This window comes from Conexibacter sp. JCM 18997 (assembly GCF_055391915.1).
Genome location: NZ_AP043885.1, coordinates 3,710,307 through 3,727,219, shown reverse-complemented (window position 1 = coordinate 3,727,219; position 16,913 = coordinate 3,710,307). Strand labels below are relative to the sequence as shown.

Genomic DNA, 16,913 nt, shown 5'->3' with positions numbered 1-16,913 from the left:
TGTCATGTGTCCGGTCCCTTCTTGGGCTGTGGTGGGTCGCACCTCTCAGCCTCCGGTCGGGGCCGGACACATCCATCAAATACGCGGCCCTGCCCTGTTCAGCAGGTCCGTGAGCAGCTCAGCTAGGCCTGGTTGGGGCCGGTCACGCCGGCCGCTTCCAGCTCGGTGCGCATCTTGCGCAGGCTGCGCGACAGGATCTGCTGGACGTTGGCCGCGGTGAGCCCCAGCAGCTCGGCGATCTCGACCGTGGTCAGATCGCCGCCGAAGCGCAGCGCGACGACCTCGCGGTCGCGGTCGCTCAGGCCGGCCAGCGAGGTGGCCAGCGCCGGATCGAGCCCCAGGTCGGGCTGGGCCAGCTCGCTGCCCAGCTCGTGCTCGGTGCGGTCGTCGATCGAGTCCTGCTGGCCGGACCGATCGCTGCGGTAGTGGTCGATCAGCAGGTTGCGGGCGATGGCCAGCAGCCACGTGGATGCCGATGCGCGCTGCGGATCGAAGCGCGACCAGGCGCGCAGGGCCCGTTCGAAGGTGACCTGCGTGAGGTCCTCGGCGTCGGTCCGGGACCGCACCCGATAGGCGAAGAAGCCGTAGACGGTCCACACGTGGTCGTCGTAGGCGGCGAGAAAATCGGGGTGCATCCGGGGGGTATCATGGTGCATCTCGGACTGTGCCATCTCCGCGCGTCGCCATCGTCCACGACTACCTCAACCAGCGGGGCGGAGCCGAGCGGGTCGTCGCCGCACTGGCTGACATCTGGCCGCAGGCCCCGATCTACACGGCGCTGTACCGGCCGCAATCGACGTTCTCGAGCTTCGCCGGACACGACGTGCGCACGAGCTTCCTGCAGCGCGCGCCGGTCGACAAGCGCTTCCGCGCGCTGCTGCCGCTGTACCCGCTGGCCTTCGCCCAACTGGGCCCTCTGGACCACGACGTGGTGATCTCCAGCTCGACCGGCTGGGCCCACGGGATCCGCACCGCGCCGCACACCCGCCACGTCGTCTACTGCCACGCGCCGGCGCGCTGGCTGTACTCGCCCGACGCCTACCTGGGCCACTCCGCCGGGCAGCGGCTGGCCGCGCCGCTGATGGGCGCCCTGCGCCGGTGGGACCAGGCGGCCGCCCGCCGCCCGGACGTCTACCTGGCCAACTCGCACAACACCAGCCGGCAGATCGCGCAGGCCTACGGCCGCCAGGCCGCCGTCGTGCCCCCGCCCGTCCAGGTCGACCGCTTCACGCCCCGGCCGCGGGGCGAGCGGCTGCTCGTCGTCTCGCGGCTGCTGGACTACAAGCGCGTCGACGCGGTGGTGCGCGCGGCCAACCGGGCCGGCCTGGCCCTCGACGTGGTGGGCACCGGCCCCAGCGAGCAGGAGCTGCGCGCGCTGGCCGGGCCGACGGTCACGTTCCACGGGCGCCTGGACGACGACGCCGTCACCGAGCTGATGGAGACCTGCCGCGCGTTCGTGCTGCCCGGCGAGGAGGACTTCGGGATCACGCCCGTCGAGGCGCAGGCGGCGGGCAAGCCGGTCGTCGCGCTGGCCGCCGGCGGCGCGCTGGAGACGATCCAGGACGGCGTCACCGGCGTGTTCTTCGCCGACCACGGCGAGGAGAGCCTGCTCGACGCGATCGCCCGGGCCGACGCGCTGGACACCACGCCGGAGGCGATCGCCGCCTGGGCGGCGCAGTTCTCCACCAGCGCCTTCCGCGAGCGGATGCTCGCGGTGGTCGACGGATCAGCCGGCTAGCGCGGCCCGCATCGCCGCATCGAGATCGCGCGCGGCGGCCTCGATCGTGAACCGCTCGGCCACCTGCTGGCGGCCGGCCGCGGCCAGCTCGTCGCGCAGGGCCGGGTCGTCGCGCAGGCGCTCCAGCGCGGCGCGCAGCGCGTCGGCGTCGCCCTCGGGGAAGACCAGCCCGCCGCCCGTCGTGCGGATCACCCACGGGATCTCACCCGAGTCCGAGCCGACGACCGGCACGCCGCACCACATCGCCTCGACCAGCACGCGGCCGAACTGCTCGGCCCAGGTCGGCGTCGTGCGCGAGGGCAGCACGAGCACGTCGAACCCGGCGTAGGCGCGCGGCATGTCGGCGTGGCCGATGTCGGTGATCAGCTCGACCGTGCCGCCGGGGATCGTCGCGGCGCGCAGCTCGTCGGCCAGCTCGCCGTTGCCGACCAGGCGCAGCGTGACGCCGCCCATCGCCTGGGCCGCGGCCAGCAGGTCGTGCAGGCCCTTCTGGGGCACCAGGCGCCCGGCGAAGCCGATCGTGAACGGCCGGTCGCCGGGATCCCGCGGCGCGACCTCCCACAGCGGCACGGGATGGGGCACCAGCGGCGCCGGCCCGGTGTAGCCCCAGCGCTGGGCGATCGCCGCGGCGGCGGGCGAGCGGGAGGCCAGGAAGGCCATCCGCGGGAGCGTCCAGCCCCGGATCGCCTTGGCCACCCGGTGGTAGGGACGGTCGAGGTTCTCGTCGATCTGCATCCCGAACGGGATGCCGGCGCGGTGGCAGGCCCAGGCCCACTGGGCGCCGGCCAGCGAGGTCGGCTCCTCCTCGATGAACACGACGTCGGGCTGGACGCGGCGCAGCAGGTCGCCGGGCGGGCGCACGTACACGTGGCGCTGCACGAGGCCGGGGTTGACCACCTTCAGGCCGGCGACGCGGCCCTCCAGCTCGGGCAGCGTCTCGTGGTCGAACAGGCCGTCGGAGTAGTCGTTGAACCAGCGGTCGGGCACGGCCAGGAACACGTCCCAGCCCAGCTCGCGCAACCGCGCGTGGGGCAGCTGGTTGACGCCGATGACGCTCGGGTGGCTGACGATCAGGACTCGGGGCATCGGGGTTCAGGCCGCCTTGGTCGTGGCGGCCCGCGCCGCCCGTCGGTACACGTCGACCATCGCGCGTGCGTGGACGCCGACGGTGAAGTCCTGGCTGCGCTGCCGGCCGGCCGCGGCCAGCGCGCCCCGCAGCTGCGCGTCGTCGGCCAGGCGCTGGACGGCGGCCGCCCAGGCCGCCGGGTCCTGCGGGGGCACGAGCAGGCCGTCGACGCCGTCGCGGATGATCTCGGCCGGGCCGCCCACGGCGGTGGCGATCACCGGGGTGCCGCTGGCCATCGCCTCGACCACCACGCGGCCGAACGGCTCCTCCCAGGACGGCACCAGCAGCACGTCCAGCGCCGGCATCAGCGTGCCCATGTCCTCGCGCTCGCCCAGGAAGGCCACGCGACCCTGGAGCGCGGGCTGCTCGGCCAGCGCGTGCAGCCCGGCCAGGTAGGTGCGGTTGTCGAAGCGCGTGGCGGCGCTGACGAACTTCGCCTCGCCGACGAGCAGCAGCCGGTCGGTCGGGCGCCGGTCGGCCAGCAGCGCCAGCGCCTCGATCGCCGTGTCCTGGCCCTTCCACGGGGTGATCTGGCCGACGACGCCCAGCGTGAAGTGGTCGGGCGTCAGGTCCAGCGCGGCGCGGGCGGCCGCGCGGTCGGCCTCGGCCAGCGGGCGGAACAGCGACGTGTCGATCGGGTTGTGGACGACGATCGCCTCGCGCTCGATGCCGGCGGTGGCCAGTCCCTCGGCGGTGTAGCGCGAGTTGGCCACGATCTCCGTGCACGTCGCGCCGACCAGCCGCAGGCTCGCCGTGGAGGCCGCGCCCGGCGGCAGGCGGTCGCGCAGATGGGCCACGGCGGCGGCGTGGCTGACCCGGGCGGCGGGGCCGGCGACCATGCTGGCCCGGATCGAGTTGGCGTGGATCACCTGCGCGCCGAAGGCCCGGGCCCGCCGGGCGACCTGCCAGCCGGCGGCGGTCATCTCGCCCAGCGCCACCGGGGTGCGCACCGGGTGGGGCTTGAGGCTGCCGGCGGTGCCGACGATCGGAACGGTGACCACGCCGCGATCGCGGGCCAGCCCGCCCAGCGGCCCGTCGTCGGGGCAGGCCAGCTGGCACTCGACGTCGGTCTGGGCCAGGCCGTCGATCAGGGACAGCAACGAGCGCTCGCCGCCGCTGACGTGGGCGGTGTGGTTGACCAGCAGGACCCTCATGCCGCGGCGCGGGCCGCGTCGGGGACGAGCTCGAGGATCTCGTCCTCGACGCGCCGGGCGACCAGCGGCCAGGCGAACTCGTGCGAGCGGGCCAGGCCGGCCGCGCCCATGCGCTCGGCCAGCGGCCGGTCGCTGAGCAGGCGGATCAAGGCATCGGCCACCGCGGTCGGATCGGTCGGATCGACCAGCAGGCCGGTCTCGCCGTCGACGACCGCGTCGAGCGCGCCGCCGACCCCGCCGGCCACGACCGGCATGCCGTGCGCGCCGCCTTCCAGGAACACGATGCCGAAGCCCTCACCGGACATCGAGTCCGGCGGCACCCGCGAAGGCATCGAGAAGACCCAGCCGCGATCCAGCCAGGCGTCGCGCTCGGCGTCGCTGACCGAGCCCTCGAAGCGCACGGCGTCGCCCAGGCCCAGCTCGGCGGCGCGCGCCTCCAGCGCCGGGCGCAGCGGGCCGTCGCCCACCACCACCCACTGAACGTCGGGTATCGCTTGCCGGATGGGGGTCATCGCCTCCAGCATCACGTCATGGCCCTTGTACTCGTCGCGCAGACGCGAGACGGTCACGATCGTCGGGCGCTGTGCGCGCTGCACCGTGGCCGGCGGCGCCGCGTCGACGCCGGGCAGGATCACCGACAGGCGCGCGTCCTGGGCCCCGAGGCTGCGGGCCAGCTGCGCGGTGTAGGCGCTGATCGCGATCACCTTGTCGGCGCCGCCGATCGCGCGGCGGGCCAGGCCGGGCCGGTTGTCGAGCTCCTTGGCGTACAGGTACTGCGCGTAGGGCACGCCGCCCAGGCGCCGGATCGCCTCCGCGCTGGGAGCGGTCACGACGTGGCCGCACAGGACCACGTCGGCCCGACGCAGGAGGCCGAGCGACGCGGCGTAGGCGTTCAGGCCGGCGATCGCGGCGGCGCGCGGGCCGGGCGGATCCACGACGCGGTGGATGCGGTAGGGCTGGGTCGCGTCGAAGGCCGCGGCGTCGGGCTGGGCGAGCGTCACGACGACCGGCTGCAGGCGGGTCCAGCCCGCCACGACGCGCTGCAGGAGCAGCTGAATGCCGCCGCGGGCGGGAGGGAAGTCCGGGGTGATCACGAGGACTCTGGTCCGCGGCAAGGCTGCGATGATACCCCCGTGCGCGTCCTGTTCGTCACCCCCCATCCGTGGGTGCGGACGCTTGGAGCGGTGCGCCAGCAGCTCGAGCTGGCCGAGGCGCTGGAGGCGCTGGGGCACGAGGTCGACCACCTCGCGGGACCGGACATGGGCTACGTCCCGCCGCGCAATCCGCTCGAGGTGCTGGTGCGCAACCGGCCCGTGGCGCGCACCGCGCTGCCCGCGGTGCGGCGCATCGCCGACCGCTACGACGTGATCGAGGCGCACCCCGGAGCGCTGCCGGTGACCCGTCACGCGCTGGGCCTGCGCGGCACGCTGGCCGTGCGCTCCAGCGGGCTGGCCACGACGTACGCCGCGTACCGCGTGCAGGAGCGCGAGCGCAACCCGCAGTCGCGCGGCCACCCGCTGATGCGCGCCCCGCGGCGGGCGCTGACGTGGCGCGAGGACCGCGACGAGATGCAGAGCTTCGCCCTGTGCGACATCGCCTTCACGCTCAACGGCGACGAGACCGTTGACGTCGAGCACGCGCGCGGCACCAGCGACGGCGTGGTGCAGACGACGATCGGGCTGCCCGACGCCCACCTGGAGGCGCTGGCCGCGGCGGCCGGCGCGCCGGCGCAGCGGCTGGCCCAGCGCCGCGCCGTGTTCGTCGGCTACTGGTCGCGGCGCAAGGGCGGCGATGACTTCGCCGCGATCGTGCGCGAGACGTGGGCGCGCGACGGCGAGGTGCGCTTCCGCTTCGCGGGCACCGGGCTGGACGACGCGCAGCTGCACGCCGCGCTGGGCCTCGACGGGCCCGACGCACGCGTCGAGCACGTCGCGCGCTTCGATCCGACCGAGCTGCCGGCGCTGCTGGCCGACGCGACCGTGGCGCTGCTGCCGTCCTACGTCGAGGGCTATCCGACCGGCGTCGTCGAGGCCGCCGCGGCGGGCCTGGCGACCCTCGCCTACGACACGGTGGGGACGCGCGAGCTGCCCCGTCGCCTGCCCGGAGACTGGCTGGCCCCGGCCGGCGACGCGCACGGTTTCGCCGCGCGGATCGTGGCCGCCGTGGCCATGGATCCGGACGACTACGCGGCCCTGGACGCGAGCTGCAAGGCGATCGCGATGGAGCATGGATGGAAGACGCTGGCCCCCACGATCGTCTCCGCTTACGAGCAGCCTTTGGACGCGGAGGTCCATTGGCGCCCTGGAAAATCAGCGAACGGTCGATAGTGGGAGCAGGCGAATCGTCTCTACACTGCGTGCTCCCACTGGGCAAGACGAAGGATCTTTGGGGCCATGCGCGGGGCATGATGCCGCCGAGGAAGGGCTCCAGGGGAGAGAGGTTGACCGGTCCGATCGACGGATACGGCACCCCGTGTAGCGCGAGACGAGCAATGACAGCAGATCTGGCCACCGAGAAAAGCAGACCGTGAACGAGACGACGGCACAAGACACGATCGACATCCGGGCGTACTGGGAGCCGATCTGGAAGCGCAAGTGGTGGATCCTCATCTTCGTGGTGGCGGTCACCGCGGCGACGTACTTCTACGTCGCCAGCAAGGCGAAGGAGTACGCGGCATCGACGACGGTGCTCGTCACCCACTCCAACGCGGAAGAGCTCCTCAGCGGGCGCGACCTCCCGTTGACGGTGCGCGACACGCAGAACGTCGTGGTGCTCACCCAGTCGCGCCGGATCGCCAGCCTCGTGCGCCAGGAGCTCAACCAGCACGGGTTCGCCAACGTCAAGGTGTCCTCCCTGAACACGGGTGCGGCGACCGACAGCGACGTCGTCACGATCAACGTGCGGGCCAACTCGGCCGCCGGTGCCGCCGCGGCCGCCAACGCCTACGCCGACGCGCTGACCCAGGAGCGCACCCGGACGCTGCGCCAGGAGCTGGCCGACGCCAACCAGCAGACCCAGGCGCGCCTGGACGCGATCGAGGGCAACAGCCTGGACAAGCAGCGTCAGCGCGACTCGCTGGAGACGCGCATCCGCCAGACCGAAGCGGTCTCGGCCTCGCTCGATCCCGGCCTGGCCCAGCTCGACGTCGCCGTGGCCAACCCCAAGGCCGTCGCGCCGAACCCGCGCCGGGCCTCCGGCTTCGCCCTGATCCTGTCGCTGCTGTTCGCGATGGTCGTCGCCTACACGGTCAGCCTGGTCGATCGCCGCGTGCGCACCCCGGACGACCTCGAGCAGCTGTACGGGCTGCCGGTGCTGGGCACCGTGCCGCGCGTCGGCGACCCGTCGCCGGTGGGCACCACGGGCGCCGCGTTCGCGCCCGAGCTGCGCGAGCCGATGCGGCTGCTGCGCCTGCAGCTGTCGCTGCAGGGCGCCGACTCGCCGATCCGCACGTTGCTGGTCACCAGCGCGATGCCGTCGGAGGGCAAGTCGACGATCGTGCGCAACCTGGCGCTGGCCATGTACGAGGCGGGCTCGCGCGTCGTGATCGTCGAAGCCGACCTGCGCGCGCCCTCGCTGGCGCCGCGCCTGGGCATCGACGGCCGCTACGGCCTGACCGACGTGATCGCCGGCGAGGTCCGCCTCGACGAGGCGCTCGTCGAGGTGCCGATGCCGCAGATCGACCAGGAGCTGCCGCCCGGCCAGCTGTTCGTGCTGCCCGCGGGCACGCCCGCCAGCAACGCGCCGGCCGTGCTCGGCTCGGGCCGCATGAGCGACACGCTGGCCCAGCTGTCGGAGCGCTTCGACATCCTGCTCGTCGATTCGCCGCCGCTGCTGGCCGTCGCCGACACGCTGTCGCTGCTGCCCGCCGTCAACGGCGTGCTGCTCGTCGGCCGCGTCGGCCTGACCAGCCGTGAGGCGATCCGCCGCGTGCGTGAGCTGCTCGAGCGCTCGCCCGGGGGCCCGGTGCTCGGCCTCGTCGTCGACGACGTCAACGCCCAGCAGCAAGGCTACGGCTACGGGTACGGGTACGGCTACGGGAAGTACGGCGCGTCCAACCCGCCGTCGTCCAACGGGGCCAGCGCGGGCTCGAAGAAGGAACGCACCAGCGCCTGATGAGCGCAGTGCTCGCCCGCCCCGTCGCCACGACGCGCAGCGGGCCTCGCATGCCGAAGCTGGACAGCGTGCTCTACGCGGGCCTGCTGATCTCGTTCGCGTACATGCTGCTCCTGGACGGCTTCCTGCGCCTGTCCACGGGGCAGCGCTCGATCGGCCTGCTCCGCGACGTGCTGCCGCTGGCGCTGTTCGTGCTGATGCTGCTGGACGCCGCGCGCCGGCGCACGACCCGGATCCCGAAGCTGCCGATGCTCGGCCTGGTCGTCGCCTGGGTCGTGCTGATGGCGATGCAGGTGGCCAACCCCTACGCGGTGTCGGTCGGCGGCGCGCTGCAGGGTCTGCGCCCGCACCTGGAGTTCGTGCCGCTGTTCTTCGTCGCCGCGGCCTGCCTGACCAGCCTGGAGCGCGTGCGCGGTCTGCTGGTGATGCTGGCCGTGTGCGGCGCGATCAACGGCGGCGTCAGCCTCGTGCAGTCGGGGATGAGCCCCAGCTCGCTGGCCTCGTGGGGGCCGGGCTACGAGCGCCTGCTGGCCGACAACAACCCGCGCTTCTTCACCAACACCGAGGGCGTGCAGACCGTGCGCCCGCCGGCGCTGGGCGGTGACGCCAGCTTCGGCGGCATCCTGGGCATGATCGCGCTGCCCGCGGCCCTGGCCGTGCTGGCCATCCCCGGGCCGCGCCGGTGGCGCTTCCTGGCCGCCTTCTGCGTCCCGTGGATCATCATCGCCGTGTTCACCTCACAGACGCGCGCGGGCGTCGTCGGGGCGTGTATCGCCTTCGGTGTCTTCGCGATCCTGGGCGGCGGCGGCCGCGGTGGATTGCGGGTGATGCTGGTGCTGCTGGCCCTGGCGGTCGGGGGCGTGTTAGCCGGCGGCCCGCTGCTGAGCGGGATCACGCTGGATCGCTACGCCTCGATCACGCCCACGCAGTTGACCTCGACGTTCCAGGAGGACCGCGGGGGCGGCTTCACGCTGATCTCGCGCTATGCCGCCGTCTACCCGCTCGGGGCCGGCCTGGGCAGCGCGGGGCCGGCGACGTCGAGCGCCTCCAGCGTCCATGCGGGACGGGTCAGCGGGGAGAACATGTTCGTGTTCCTGCTCGTCGAGGGCGGGATACCGGCGTTGGTCGTGATGTTCCTGATCTTCGTGTCGGGCGTCTACTACGGCACCCGACTGGCTCGACGCGCGCCGCCGGCGCTCCGATTGTCGTTCGCGGCGCTCGATGCCGCGATGGTCACGCTCGCGATCCTCTGGCTCGGTGGACCGGAGACGGCCGGCACGCCGTTGAGCCCGTTCATCTGGACGACCCTCGGCTGCTTCTCGATCTGGACGCTGCGGATGCGCCGTGACGCCCGGTCGCGTGTCGCAGCGCCCACCGTCAGGAGTCCGGCCATGCGCGGGCCGCTCGCGCTCGCACCACGCTGACATGCGGATCACGTTCCTGTATCGCACCCAGGGCCAAGCGGCCGACGGCATCTTGGACTACTCCCGCTGTCTGATCGACGCGCTCGGCGAGCTGCCCGGCGTCGACGCGACGCTCCTGACCATCCAGCCCAACGGCAAGGTCCTGTCGCGCCGCAAGGCGGCGGAAGGCACGGTCGGCCTGCGGGCGGCGATCGCGCGACTGCGCGCCAGCGACGCGATCGTCGTCCAGTACCAGCCCTTCTCCTTCGGCCGGTGGGGCTTCGCCCCTTGGCTGCCTGTGGTGGCCGGGTTGCTGCGCCGGCGGCGGGTCGTCACGGTCATGGTCCACGAGCCGTACCTGCGCAACCAGCGCGGCCGGCGCGTGATCATGGCGGTCTGGCAGCGCCTGCAGCTGCGTGTGCTCATGCGCCGCAGCGACGTGGTGTTCGTGTCGACCCAGCCGTGGCTGGCGTTGATGGCCCGCGATGCGCCGCGGATCCCGATGGTTCATCTACCGGTCGGGTCGAACCTGCCGGACCGCCGCGTCGACCGCGAGGTGGTGCGGGACCGGCTCGGCGTGGGTGACACCCTGATCGTCTCGCTGATCTGGAGTGGGCATGAAGGAACGTTGCTGCCGCTGATCGACGCTGCCCTGCAAGGACTGGCGGACGAGGGCCTGCCGTTCGTCCTGATGCAGCTGGGCACCGGGGTCCCGCTCGACGTTCCGCCATCCGCGACGTTGCTGCGTCCCGGCTGGCTGCCCGCCGAGGAGATCGCCGGTCACCTGGCCGCCTCGGACATCTTCCTGGCGCCGTACATCGACGGGGTCTCGACCCGCCGCACCGCGGTGGCCGCCGCGGCCTGCAACGGCGTGGCGGTGGCGACGACCTCAGGCAGCTCGACCGGTGAGCCCGCCGACTGGGCCTCGAGCGGGCTGTCCATGGTCGACGCCGAGGACAGCGACGCCTTCCGGTCGATGGTCCTGCAGCTGGCGAGCGACGAGGGCCGACGCGCCCAGGCGGCACGCGAGGCCCACGCCTACTTCACCCGGGAGCGCGACTGGCGGGTGATCGCCACCCGCCTGTACGAGCACGTGGCCCGCGCAGCCGCTAGACGCTCGTCGTCTCCGGGGTAGTGCCCGACGCGCCGGCGGCCCGGCGCGACTCTGCCGGGTCGGGCTCCCAGCGGCCCTTCAGCCGCAGGAACCGCTGCTCGACGAGGTGGTAGGAGGCCATCGACAGCGCCAGCGTGACCAGCACCCGGATGACGATCGAGGTGGTGCGCCCGGTGCCCAGCGCCTCGGCGGTGAGCGCGTGGAACACGACGAAGTGCCACAGGTAGATCGAGTACGACAGCTTGCCCACGTAGACGAACGGCGCCGTCGACAGCAGCGCCAGCGGTCCGGTCACCGGTCCGGTGGCCAGCCACACGATCAACACCGCGGCCGACACGTAGATGGCCACGTAGCCGCCGTGGGCCAGCAGCGCGCGCGACGGGTGGGCGACCACGACGAGCGCGATGACCGCGGCACCGGCCAGCGCCAGCGCGCCCAGCAGCGCGCGCCGCTCACGCAGGTGGACGATGGCCAGGGGAACCAGCACGGCGGCCAGGCAGCCGGCCACGAGCTGGTCGGGCTGCAGGTCGTAGCCGTAGATCACCTCGCGCACGGAGCGGCTGGCGTGGTAGCCGATCAGCCGCCACACGAAGATCGCCACGAGCAGCCCGATCAGCACCTGGACCAGCCGCTTGCGCGTCCAGCCGGCGCGCAGCGCCAGCACCAGCAGCGGGGGCCAGATCAGGTAGAAGTGCTCCTCGACGGCCAGCGACCAGGTGTGGAAGAACGGACCCACGTCGATCGAGGTGAAGGCCAGCACCAGGTCGGTCGTGTAGGTGAAGGCGACCGCCGCGCCGCCCAGCACCTCGCCGGTGTCGAACCCGTGGGGCAGGGCGAACGGCCGGATGATCGACAGCAGCAGCGTGACCAGCAGCAGCAGCGCCAGCGCCGGGAACAGGCGCAGCGCGCGGCGGATGTAGAAGCGCTTGAGGCCGATGTGCTGGTGGCGATCCCACTCCTGCAGCAGCAGCGACGTGATCAGAAAGCCCGACAGGACGAAGAAGACGTCGACGCCGACCTGGCCACCCCGCCCGAAGCTCAGGCCGGCGTGGAGCATCACCACGGCGGCGACGGCGCAGGCGCGCAGGCCGTCGAGCGCCGGGACGTAGCCCAGACGCCAGCGCTGGGGTTCGGGGTCCGCGTCGGTGGCCGGAGGTGTGGTCGAGACGGAGGCCAACGGGGGTTCCGCGCGGCATTTTAGCCAGCCCTGCCCCCTGGCGAACATCGCCCAAAGGTCCAAACATCACCACCGAAACGATGGGGAATGGGGGTGGGCGTTCGATATCCTCCGCAGGCCAATGCCGGTGATCGCCCGTTCAAAGAAGCTGGCCGGCAAGGCCCCGATGCCCGCACTGCTGCGTGAGGCGCTGCTGCTGATCGCGGGCCAGCGCCGCCTGTTGATCGGCGCGACCATCCTGTCGTTCATCTCGGGCGTGCTCGAGGTGGCGTTCCTCTTCCTGCTGGGCACGCTCGCGGTCGGGCTGACCAACGGCGACAAGCACGTCGACATCTCGCTCGGGCCGATCGACTTCACCGCCTCAGTGATCGGCGCGGTGCTGATCGCCGGGGTCTTCGTGGTCGCGCTGGTGCTGCTGGCCATTCCCGTGTCGGCGATGTTGGCCACGCTCGGCGCCCGCGCGGCCCGGCAGCTGCGGCGCGAGACCATCGCCGCCTACCTGGAGAGCTCGATCGAGTACCGGCTGGGGCTGCGCGAGGGCTACATGGAGCAGCTGATGGGCGAGTACGTGTCGCGTTGCGAGGCGCTCGTCCAGCAGTCGGCCACCGTGCTGGTCGCGGGCTGCGCGCTGGTCACGCTGCTGATCGGCGCCGTGGTCATCAGCCCGGTGGCCACCGGCGCAGCGCTGCTCGTGCTGGTCCTGCTGATGGTCGGCCTGCGGCCCTACACCCAGCGCACCAACCGCTTCGCCCACAAGCAGCTGCTGGCCAGCCGCGCGGTCGTGCGTCGGGTGTCGGAGACGACGCGCATGACCTCCGAGATCACCGCCTTCGACGTCGGACGCCAGCTGACCGGCGTCGTCGAGGCCGACGTTGACCGCAGCTCGGCGGCGCTGCGCCAGGTGCGCTTCGACGGGCGCATGGTCGTGGCGATCTACCAATACGGCGCGCTGGCCGCGATCCTGGTGGTCATCGGCGGTGTGGCCGCGATCGACTCGGGCTCGCTGTCCAGCCTGGGGCCGATGCTCCTGATGCTGCTGCGCATCCTCATGTACATGCGCCAGCTGGTCACGTCCGAGCGGGCCGCGGCCGAGCTGACCCCGTACACGCGCACCGTCCGGCACGAGATCGCCGCGCTGCGCGAGCACCGCGCCCAGCGCGGCGGCCACGACCTCGACGGCTTCGACAACTTCGTCCTGCGCGACGTGGGCTACTGGTATGTCGAGGATCAGCCGGTCTTCCAGCACGTCAACCTGACCATCGCCCAGGGCGAGATGGTCGGCGTGATCGGGCCGTCCGGCGCGGGGAAGAGCACGCTGTCGCAGCTGCTGCTGCGCCTGCGCCGGCCGCGAGAGGGCGAGATCGAGATCAACGGCATCGACCTGCAGCAGGTCTCGGCCGCATCGTGGTCGCGCACCACCGCGTACGTCCCGCAGGACTGCCGCCTGATCCTCGGGACCGTGGCGGCCAACATCGCCTTCTACCGCGAGGGCTTCAGCGCGGCCGACATCGAGCGCGCGGCCCACGGCGCGCACCTGCACGACGAGATCATGGAGCTGCCCGACGGGTACGAGACGGAGATCGGCCCGGGCGCGCGCGACCTGTCCGGCGGTCAGCGCCAGCGCCTGGCCATCGCCCGCGCGCTGCTCGCCGATCCCGAGGTGATCCTTCTGGACGAGCCGACCAGCGCCCTGGACGCCCGCTCCGAGCAGCTGATCGGGCGCACGCTGGACGAGCTCAAGGGCACGCGCACGATCATCCTGATCGCGCACCGCCCGGCCACGCTGGAGCTGTGCGATCGCACGTTCCGCGTCGCCAACCACCGGGTCACCGAGGTCACCCAGGCGACCACCGCGTGAGCGAGCGGTCAGCGGCCCCGGGCGGCCCCGTCGTCATCGTCGCCCACGACATCGAGCAGATCGGCGGCATGGAGCGCCAGCTGCGCGAGCTGATCGGGGGCCTGCTGGCCGCGGGCGATCGCGTGACCGTGGTGGCGCGCAACTGCACGCTGGCACCGCATCCGAACCTGCGGCTGATCCGCATCCGCGGGCCGCGCCGGCCGTTCGCGCTGGCCTACCCCTGGTTCCTCGTCTGGGCCAGCCTGCGCCTATGGCTGCGCCGTCCCCCGGGCGTGATGCAGATGACCGGCGCGATCGCGCTCAACCGCACCGACGCGATCGCCGTGCACCTGCTGCACCTCGAGGTCGCCGCGTCGACCGACTACGTGCGGGTCAGCAGCGACACGCGCGTGCACCGGCTCAACGCGCGCGTGGCCGACGTGATGAACCGCTGGTCCGAGCGCGCGCTGTTCCGGCCCGGCCGCACGCGCGCGCTGATCGCCGTCTCCAGCGGCCTGGGCCGCGAGATCGCCCAGCAGCTGCCCATCGCCGAGCCGATCATCGAGGTGATCCCCAACGGGGTCGACGCCCAGGCCTTCCGCCCCGATCCCGAACGTCGCGCCGCCGCGCGCGCCGAGCTGGGCCTGGCCGACGACGCGCTCGTGGCGCTGTTCGTCGGCGGCGAGTGGCGGCGCAAGGGCGTCGACGTGGCGATCGACGCGGTCGGCGCGCGCCCGGCCTGGCGGCTGCTGGTGGTGGGCGCGGGCGACGCCGCCGAGCAGGAGGCCGCGGTGCAGGCGGCCGGCGCCGGCGGGCGCGTGCAGTTCCTCGGCCCCCGGCCCGACGTCGAGCGGCTGTTCGCGGCGGCCGACGCGTTCCTGCTGCCCACGTCGTACGAGACGTTCTCGCTGGTCACCTACGAGGCGGCGGCCAGCGGCCTGCCGCTGCTGGTCACCCGCGTGAGCGGGGTCGAGGACGTGCTCGAGGACGGCGTCAACGGCTGGTTCATCGAGCGCGACGCGGCGCAGGTGGCGGGCCGCCTGGCCGCGCTGGAGGACCCTGACGCGCGCGCGGCGATGGGCGCCGCGGCGCGCACGGCGGCCGAACGGCACGACTGGGCCGCGCACGTGGCTGCCCACCGCGCGCTGTACGCGCGGCTGCGTCAGTCGCGATAGCCCCAGGCGGTCAGCACGTCGCGGTCGAGGTACTCGGCCAGCCGCTCGACCTCGGGGCGGTAGCGGCGGCGCACCTCGGCCAGCAGCGCCTCGTCGACCGGCGGGGGCGGCTTGTGCAGCGTGCCGTAGGCGCGTTGCAGCAGCAGGCGGCGCAGGCGCTGGCTGGACACGGCCTTGACCGCCCGCTTGGCCACCCGCACGGCCGGGCCGCCGCGGCCGGTGGAGAGCTTGTAGATCGTGTCGTCGGCCGCCCCGGACACCACCGCCATCGTCGTGTTGACCACCTCGGCCTGCAGCGCGGCGGGCTGCTCGAGGCCGAGGAAGTCGATCGCCTCGCGGGCCAGCGCCTCGTTGTCGGCCTGGAAGTCGTCGTACAGGCGCAGGAACATCCGCTCGCGCCCGAAGTGCGCCTCGAAGCGCTGCAGCTGGTCGACGTAGCGGACCTGCTCGGAGTACTGCAGCAGCTGGGGCCGGGCCGAGCCCTTGGGGATCTTGCGGCCCTGGCGGCGCGCGCCCTCCAGCGCCAGCGCCTGGCCGAAGTCGCGCTCGGTCTCCGTGCGCGTCTGCAGCAGCTGCAGGTGCAGCGAGCGCAGCAGGCCGGCGGGCTCGCGCAGCACGGCCAGGATGCGCGCGTCGGCGTCGAACGCGGCGATCCGCTGGGCCGCCTCGTGGGAGCGCAGGTAGATGATCGACGCCTCGCCGACCAGGTCGCCGGCCTGCGCGGGCGCGAACACCGCCAGGTACTCGTCCATCGTGCGCGGGTCGCGCACGCCGCTGCGCGGATCCAGGCGCGGCCACAGGTCGGGCGCGAAGAAGTTGGGCTCCTTCATCTCCGGCATGAAGACGCGCGGGTGCTGGCGCAGGAGCTCGAACAACGCCGTCGTGCCGCTCTTGGGCTGGCCGACGATGAAGAAGCTCGGACAGGGTGCGGCGTCGGTCATCGTCGGGCTCCGTCGCCGCCACCGCGGCGGGTCGAGAGGATCGTCGGCATGTCGCCGTGGCGGATCCGCTTCTCCAGCGGGTACTCGATGAAGCGGAACAGCGCGTAGGCCACGACGGTGGCCGCGATGTAGGCCAGCGCGATCAGCGCGAAGCTGGCCACCAGGTCCTCGTGGTCGGGCGCGACCAGCGTCAGCAGCCGGATGACCATCTGGTGGACGAGGTAGAACGCGAACGACCACTGGCCCAGGCGGATCAGCCACGGGCGGTGCAGCAGGGTGGCCGGGCGCCGCGTGATGTCGGCCTGCGCGCACACGAAGATGGCCAGGCAGAAGGGGATCACCGTGATGAAGTGCGAGCGCGTCCAGGCCGGCGTCCACCCGCACACGAACCAGGCCGCGACGGCCAGGCCCAGCGCCCAGGTCTTGGGGATCGGGACCCGCCGGCCCTGTTGCAGCAGCACCGCCATGCAGGCTCCGGCCAGGAACTCGGGCAGGCGGGCCAGCGGGAAGATGTTCGTGGCCCAGAAGACCGTGGAGGTGTGCTCGTCGGGGTGCAGCAGCAGCGGAATGGCCAGCGCGATGGCCACGAACAGCGCCAGCAGCCACTCCGGGCGCTTGGACCGCAGCACGAGGACGATGGCGATCGGGAACAGCGCGTAGAAGAACGCCTCGTCCGACAGCGACCAGGCCACGCCGTTGACCGCGTAGTAGACGCGGGCGTCGGGCACCCAGGCCTGCAGGAAGGTCAGCGAGAACGCGCCGGTGAGGATCTTCGACTTCGTCAGGAACCCGTCCACGGCCAGCGTGACGAACACGCCGGCGACGATCGACACCCAGTAGGCGGGCGCGATGCGGGCCACGCGGCGGCGGTAGAAGTTGCGCGCCTGGTCGCCCGGCCGCCAGGCCCAGGCCAGCACGAAGCCCGACAGGATGTAGAAGAACGACACGCCGGCCGAGCCGTGGTTGGCGATCCGCGTCCACCACTCGGGCGGGTCGCCGAAGAACAGCACCTGCGTGTGGGTCAGGAACACGAGGCTGGCCGCGAACCAGCGCAGGCTGGTCAGCGTGCGCAGGTGCTCACGCGCGCTCAGGTGCTCGGTCGCGCCCGCGGTGGGTTGCGTGGTGGCCGACACCC

The 16,913-nt window shown here is 72.8% G+C and carries 14 protein-coding genes; 7 read left to right on the top strand and 7 right to left on the bottom strand.

Going from position 1 to position 16,913, the window contains the following annotated elements; genetic code table 11:
• Positions 1 to 122 precede the first annotated feature (122 nt).
• Entirely contained in the window at positions 123 to 635 is a 513-nt protein-coding gene (locus ACZ5UI_RS18785; protein WP_464189742.1) for an RNA polymerase sigma factor, read from the bottom strand.
• 29 nt (positions 636 to 664) lie between these two features.
• Here ACZ5UI_RS18785 and ACZ5UI_RS18780 point away from each other — a divergent pair, with 29 nt between their 5' ends.
• Positions 665 to 1,738 carry a glycosyltransferase gene (locus ACZ5UI_RS18780; RefSeq protein ID WP_464189739.1) on the top strand — a complete coding sequence of 358 codons (1,074 nt, stop codon included), beginning with the start codon at positions 665 to 667 and terminating at the stop codon, positions 1,736 to 1,738.
• Here the strand turns inward: ACZ5UI_RS18780 and ACZ5UI_RS18775 are convergent.
• Genes ACZ5UI_RS18775 through ACZ5UI_RS18765 form a run of 3 tightly spaced genes read right to left on the bottom strand, consistent with a single transcriptional unit; the run spans position 1,727 to position 5,133 of the window.
• Positions 1,727 to 2,824 (bottom strand): glycosyltransferase family 4 protein, encoded by a 1,098-nt coding sequence (locus ACZ5UI_RS18775; RefSeq protein ID WP_464189737.1) that lies wholly within the window; start codon positions 2,822 to 2,824, stop codon positions 1,727 to 1,729. The two genes, ACZ5UI_RS18780 and ACZ5UI_RS18775, sit on opposite strands and share 12 nt — an antisense overlap.
• 6 nt (positions 2,825 to 2,830) lie before the next feature.
• Positions 2,831 to 4,018 (bottom strand): glycosyltransferase family 4 protein, encoded by a 1,188-nt coding sequence (locus ACZ5UI_RS18770; protein WP_464189735.1) that lies wholly within the window; start codon positions 4,016 to 4,018, stop codon positions 2,831 to 2,833.
• Complete coding sequence (locus ACZ5UI_RS18765) at positions 4,015 to 5,133, bottom strand: glycosyltransferase family 4 protein (protein WP_464189733.1); 1,119 nt, start codon at positions 5,131 to 5,133, stop codon at positions 4,015 to 4,017. Before ACZ5UI_RS18765 ends, ACZ5UI_RS18770 begins: the two co-directional genes overlap by 4 nt.
• Positions 5,134 to 5,151: 18 nt before the next feature.
• Here ACZ5UI_RS18765 and ACZ5UI_RS18760 point away from each other — a divergent pair, with 18 nt between their 5' ends.
• The 4 genes from ACZ5UI_RS18760 to ACZ5UI_RS18745 all read left to right on the top strand — a co-directional run bounded on the left by ACZ5UI_RS18760 (position 5,152) and on the right by ACZ5UI_RS18745 (position 10,669).
• On the top strand, positions 5,152 to 6,345 hold the full coding sequence (locus tag ACZ5UI_RS18760) for a glycosyltransferase (protein ID WP_464189731.1): 1,194 nt from the start codon (positions 5,152 to 5,154) through the stop codon (positions 6,343 to 6,345).
• 199 nt (positions 6,346 to 6,544) lie between these two features.
• A complete protein-coding gene (locus tag ACZ5UI_RS18755) occupies positions 6,545 to 8,131 on the top strand; it encodes a tyrosine-protein kinase domain-containing protein (RefSeq protein WP_464189729.1) in 1,587 nt (528 codons plus the stop codon).
• Between the two features lie 50 nt (positions 8,132 to 8,181).
• Positions 8,182 to 9,555, top strand: coding sequence for an O-antigen ligase family protein (locus ACZ5UI_RS18750; protein ID WP_464189727.1), 1,374 nt, complete (start codon positions 8,182 to 8,184; stop codon positions 9,553 to 9,555).
• A gap of 1 nt (position 9,556) precedes the next feature.
• Positions 9,557 to 10,669: a glycosyltransferase family protein gene (locus ACZ5UI_RS18745; protein ID WP_464189725.1), complete on the top strand. Its 1,113-nt coding sequence runs from the start codon at positions 9,557 to 9,559 to the stop codon at positions 10,667 to 10,669.
• Here ACZ5UI_RS18745 and ACZ5UI_RS18740 read toward each other — a convergent pair.
• Positions 10,644 to 11,825, bottom strand: coding sequence for an acyltransferase family protein (locus ACZ5UI_RS18740; RefSeq protein WP_464189723.1), 1,182 nt, complete (start codon positions 11,823 to 11,825; stop codon positions 10,644 to 10,646). The two genes, ACZ5UI_RS18745 and ACZ5UI_RS18740, sit on opposite strands and share 26 nt — an antisense overlap.
• A gap of 121 nt (positions 11,826 to 11,946) precedes the next feature.
• Here ACZ5UI_RS18740 and ACZ5UI_RS18735 point away from each other — a divergent pair, with 121 nt between their 5' ends.
• Both ACZ5UI_RS18735 and ACZ5UI_RS18730 read left to right on the top strand, forming a co-directional pair.
• A complete protein-coding gene (locus tag ACZ5UI_RS18735) occupies positions 11,947 to 13,683 on the top strand; it encodes an ABC transporter ATP-binding protein (protein WP_464189721.1) in 1,737 nt (578 codons plus the stop codon).
• A complete protein-coding gene (locus tag ACZ5UI_RS18730) occupies positions 13,680 to 14,837 on the top strand; it encodes a glycosyltransferase family 4 protein (RefSeq protein WP_464189719.1) in 1,158 nt (385 codons plus the stop codon). Before ACZ5UI_RS18735 ends, ACZ5UI_RS18730 begins: the two co-directional genes overlap by 4 nt.
• On the opposite strand, the gene ACZ5UI_RS18725 is transcribed toward ACZ5UI_RS18730, so the two are convergent.
• Together ACZ5UI_RS18725 and ACZ5UI_RS18720 are read right to left on the bottom strand one after the other, a co-directional pair.
• Positions 14,825 to 15,778: a sulfotransferase family protein gene (locus ACZ5UI_RS18725; RefSeq protein WP_464189716.1), complete on the bottom strand. Its 954-nt coding sequence runs from the start codon at positions 15,776 to 15,778 to the stop codon at positions 14,825 to 14,827. The two genes, ACZ5UI_RS18730 and ACZ5UI_RS18725, sit on opposite strands and share 13 nt — an antisense overlap.
• Entirely contained in the window at positions 15,775 to 16,911 is a 1,137-nt protein-coding gene (locus ACZ5UI_RS18720; protein WP_464189714.1) for an acyltransferase family protein, read from the bottom strand. The genes ACZ5UI_RS18725 and ACZ5UI_RS18720 overlap by 4 nt, the downstream gene beginning before the upstream one ends.
• Positions 16,912 to 16,913 lie beyond the last annotated feature (2 nt).